3 protein-coding genes and 1 pseudogene are annotated in these 4,899 nt (G+C 47.7%); all 4 read left to right on the top strand.

Translation table 11 applies throughout. The features are described 5' to 3' along the window. Window positions 1-272: pseudogene (locus tag VK541_RS24845) on the top strand (heavy metal translocating P-type ATPase); the annotation flags it as partial. 207 nt (window positions 273-479) lie between these two features. Next, window positions 480-3,215 carry a DUF1553 domain-containing protein gene (locus VK541_RS24840; protein ID WP_324373325.1) on the top strand — a complete coding sequence of 912 codons (2,736 nt, stop codon included), beginning with the start codon at window positions 480-482 and terminating at the stop codon, window positions 3,213-3,215. A gap of 5 nt (window positions 3,216-3,220) precedes the next feature. Continuing rightward, the gene (locus VK541_RS24835) at window positions 3,221-4,729 is read left to right on the top strand and encodes a DUF1501 domain-containing protein (protein ID WP_324373324.1); all 1,509 of its coding nucleotides are present in this window, start codon (window positions 3,221-3,223) and stop codon (window positions 4,727-4,729) included. A 35-nt stretch (window positions 4,730-4,764) separates the two neighbouring features. Then, the coding region (locus VK541_RS25895; RefSeq protein WP_414692645.1) for a twin-arginine translocation signal domain-containing protein at window positions 4,765-4,899 on the top strand (135 nt) is incomplete at its 3' end.

Genomic DNA, 4,899 nt, shown 5'->3' with positions numbered 1-4,899 from the left:
TGGGTGGACTGGGAAGTGATGCGGCTATAGAGACAGCCGATATCGTGATACAGAACGACCAGATTTTGAAGATCGTTGCAGCAGTGAAGATCGGGAAACTGACCCGAAATATAGTCTGGCAAAACATTGTTTTAGCCATGGCAGTAAAAGTTGCCGTACTTTTCTTTGGCGCATTTGGCGTGGCCAACCTTTGGGAAGCCGTGATCGCTGATGTAGGCGTAGCGCTGCTTGCCATTTTGAATGCTGTGCGTATTCAACGGTTCAGTTTATGAGCTTATAATTGTTGATTTTCAAAGTTTTTTTAAATATACAGCGCTTGATAACGAAAAATCACGCAAAGGTTTGCTTTGTCTCTTAAAGGGGTTTTTTTACTATTTTGGGTGCCCGGTGTTAAAAACTTTTGAGTTGATCCTTAGGTTTTTATATAAAAACTTAGTAAGTTACATGAACACATTGAAGCCAGATATAGTAATGTCCTTATGAAATTTTTTCGCAACAAGAAACTAGTTGTTTTGCTTGTCCTTTTTTTGGTGGTCATTCTGTGCTCACTGCTGATGTCTTATGACAAAGCTGTAGATTTTAACACAGAGGTCAAACCGATCATCAACAAGAAATGTATTTCCTGCCATGGCGGCGTGAAGAAACAGGCGGGTTTTAGCTTACTTTTTCACGATGAAGCGCTTGCCGTAAACAAAAGTGGGAAGCCGGCAATCATTCCGGGTGACCCCGAGAGAAGTGAGCTCATCAAGCGATTGGAAAGTAAAGATCCGGAAGAGCGTATGCCCTACAAGCATGATGCGCTGGGCAGTGAGGAAATCGATATTTTTAAACGCTGGATAAAACAGGGCGCCAAATGGGGCGATCACTGGGCTTATCTTCCGGTAAAGGAAGTTGAGGTGCCTGATGAAGGCGATGAATGGATCAAAAATGACATAGACCATTTTATCTATGAAAAACTGGAGGAGAATGAACTGAAACCTTCAGGTATGGCAGATAGGGCTACCTTACTGCGAAGGGCCAGTCTGGACCTGATCGGAATGTCAGCGCCGGAAAAATTGTCCAGACAATACCTGACAGCGAAAGACAATGACAAAGCCTATGAAGTTTTGGTGGATGCTTTGCTGGCCTCTCCGCGTTTCGGGGAAAAATGGGCGTCGATGTGGCTGGACATTGCCCGCTATGCAGATACAAAGGGTTATGAATCCGACGGGGGCAGAAACATATGGCAATACAGGGATTGGGTGATCAGGGCATTTAATGCGGATATGCCTTACAACCGTTTCATTACTGAACAGATAGCGGGAGATTTTTTGCCTGATGCTACAGATCAGCAGTACATTGCAACGGCCTTTCACCGCAATGCAATGAGCAATGATGAAGGCGGGACAAATAACGAAGAATTCAGAGTAGCTGCAGTGCTGGACCGGGTAAATACTACCTGGGAAGGACTGCTGAGTACCACATTTGCCTGCGTGCAATGCCATAGCCATCCTTACGATCCATTTAAGCACGATGAATTCTATAAGTTCATGGCTTATTTCAACAATACCCGGGATGAAGATATCCAGTCGGAATACCCATTGCTGAGGCAATACGATGAGGCCTCTGCTAAAAAACTCGACTCTTTAACTACCTGGCTGAAGGAAAATGTTTCCCTGAAGCAATCCAAAGAGATCTATAAATTCCTGAAAACGGGCCAGCCTGTCATTAACTCCACCACCACGGATAGCCTGAGCAATGCAGTCATTGGAAATAACAACATCGCCTTATTTTTTAAGAACAATGCGGTCGCAAGGATTTCCCGGGTTGACCTCAATCATGTGGATCAGCTGATCTACAGGTATTCTACAGGCAAAGCAGGTGGAATGATGCAGTTGCACATGGACAAGCCTGACGGGCCTCTATTGGCCAGCTGGAAAGTGCCGGAGGGACCGGGGTACCGGAATCTGCCAATTGAGCTGAAAATGCAGCAGGGCATCCACGATGTTTACCTGAGGTACCAGAATCCGGCTGCAACAAACAAAGATGAGGTCGTGGTCTATTTTGACTGGTTCCGCTTTGGAACGCAGTTTCCCGGGGCTGGTAAACCTGGTTATGAAGAAAACAAAGAACGTTTCTGGACCTTGCTGAACAGTAACCCGCAGGCAGTGCCGGTCATGGTGGAAAATCCGGCAAACAGGTCCCGTAAAACGTTTGTATTCAAGCGCGGTGCATGGATAACTCCGGGTGCTGAGGTAGGGGCCGGGGTACCAAAGTCGCTGGCGTATGCGATGCCTGCAGGTGCGCCGAAGAACCGTCTGGGACTGGCCATGTGGCTCACCGATAAACGTAACCCGCTACTGTCGAGAACCATAGTGAACCGTCTTTGGGAGCAGCTTTTTGGAACAGGAATCGTAGAAACCCTCGAAGATATGGGCACACAGGGCATGAACCCTACACATCAGCAATTGCTCGACCACCTGTCATGGCAACTGATGAATGATTATAAATGGAGCCTCAAAAGACTGGTCAAAGAGATGGTAATGAGTGCGACCTACCGGCAGGATTCAAAAGTTTCGGAAGAAATGAAAAAGAAAGACCTGTTTAACAAGTTTTATGCGAGGGCCCCAAGGATCAGGCTAAGTGCTGAGCAGCTGCGTGACCAGCATCTTTCTGCATGCGGTATGCTCAGCCCTAAAATGTATGGAGCGGGTGTAATGCCATGGCAGCCTGAAGGCATCTGGAATTCTCCGTATAATGGAGCGAGATGGAATACTTCTGCCGGTGAAGATCAATACCGCAGGGCTGTCTATACGTATTGGAAAAGAACTGCTCCTTATCCTTCCATGGTTGCTTTTGATGGTGCACAGCGTGTCGTCTGCAGCGCCAGGAGAATCCGTACGAATACACCGCTGCAGGCACTGGTCACCCTAAATGACGAAGCCTATATCGACATGGCCCGGCATTTTGCCCGGCGGATGCAGAAAGAGGGTGGTAAGCAGGTGAACGCGCAGATCGCTAAGGGTTATGAGCTGATGATGTATAAGCCTATTGCCGGTCCAAAATTGAAGATCCTGAACAAGCTGTACCTGACGGCTTTGAAAGACTATAAGACCAATCCGGCCAAAATCACGGAAATCCTTCCAGGGGATAGTACAAGGAATGCGGAGGCCGCTGCAATGGTGATCGTGGCCAATGCCATGATGAACCTGGATGAAGTAATTACGAAAAATTAATTGAGATGACCAGAGACGAATTAAATGCACACCGACTGATAAAAGAAGCTCAGGAAACACAATTGAGGTCATTTACGCGCAGACATTTTTTAAAAGAGAGTGCCATGGGACTCGGCGCACTGGCAATGGGTTCATTGCTTGGCGGCTGTAATTTCGGTTCTAAAAGCAGTAACCCCGTACTTTATGATCCTGCTCACCCGCTGCTGCCCAAGTCACCTCCTTTTTTAGGGAAAGCCAAAAGTGTGATTTACCTGCATATGGCGGGTGCGCCCTCTCAGCTGGAGCTGTTTGACTACAAGCCGGAACTGATGAAGATGGACGGACAGGACTGCCCGCAATCGTTGCTTGCAGGAAAGAAATTTGCTTTCATTACGGGTGTACCTAAAATGCTTGGGCCACAAGCCAGTTTTGCTCAATATGGACAGAGCAGGGCCTGGGTCAGTGAAAATTTGCCCCACTTTTCGACTATGGTGGATGACGTGAGCTTTTTGAAAGCGGTGTCAACTGACCAGTTCAATCATGCACCGGCACAATTGCTGATCCATACGGGCAGCCCCCGTTTGGGACGGCCCAGCATGGGCAGCTGGGCAACTTATGGCCTGGGTACTGAAAACCAGAACCTGCCGGGATTTGTAGTGCTGACCAGCGGCGGCAGTTTTCCGGATGCCGGAAAGAGCATCTGGGGCAGCGGGTTTCTGCCCTCTGTGTACCAGGGCGTACAATGCAGAAGTGAGGGAGACCCGGTTCTGTTCATCAAAGATCCGAACGGCATGAGTCGTGACCTGCGTAAAGCGTCTATCGATGCCATAAATGCTTCCAACGAACAGGAATATGCCAATTATAACGATCCTGAGATCTTATCGCGCGTAGCACAATATGAAATGGCCTACCGCATGCAGATTTCCGCACCGGAGGTCATGAACATCAATGATGAACCCCAGTATATACATGAAATGTATGGGACGCAGCCTGGCAAAGCCTGTTTTGCCAACAACGTTTTACTTGCCCGTAAACTGGTCGAAAAAGGAGTGCGGTATGTGCAGTTGTTTGACTGGGGATGGGATGCCCATGGAGATGGACCCAACAATTCCCTTAATATCGGCCTGAAAAATAAATGCAGGAGCATCGATAAACCGATAACCGCTTTATTGCTGGACCTTAAACAGCGCGGTTTGCTGGAGGAGACACTGGTCGTCTGGGGCGGTGAATTTGGCCGTACCCCAATGATGGAAAACAGGAATGGTGTGCAAAATCCTTATAACGGACGGGACCACCATACCGATGCCTTTACCATCTGGATGGCCGGAGGCGGCATCAAAAAAGGATATACACACGGTGAGACTGATGAGATCGGCTATTCAGGCATTAGCGGCAAAGTTGATGCTTTTGATGTTCAGGCTACTATATTAAACCAGCTTGGTTTTGACCATGAACAGTTTACTTATCCTTTTCAGGGAAGGCCATTCCGCCTCACTGATGTTGCAGGAAAAGTAATTCATGATATTGTTGCCTAATTAATTTTAACACCGGGAATTTACCGCAATTATAAATGCACCAAAACAGAAGACATTTTTTAAAAACTACAGCCGGCGCAGCCGCGACCGGACTATTGGCGCCCCTTGGCGGAATAGCCGCACAGGGACTAAAGCCTGTAAGCGTAAAAGCAGGTTATGAATTGTTATTT

The organism is Pedobacter sp. (assembly GCF_035317785.1).
Lineage (GTDB): Bacteria > Bacteroidota > Bacteroidia > Sphingobacteriales > Sphingobacteriaceae > Pedobacter.
This window is presented reverse-complemented; position numbering and strand designations above follow the sequence as displayed.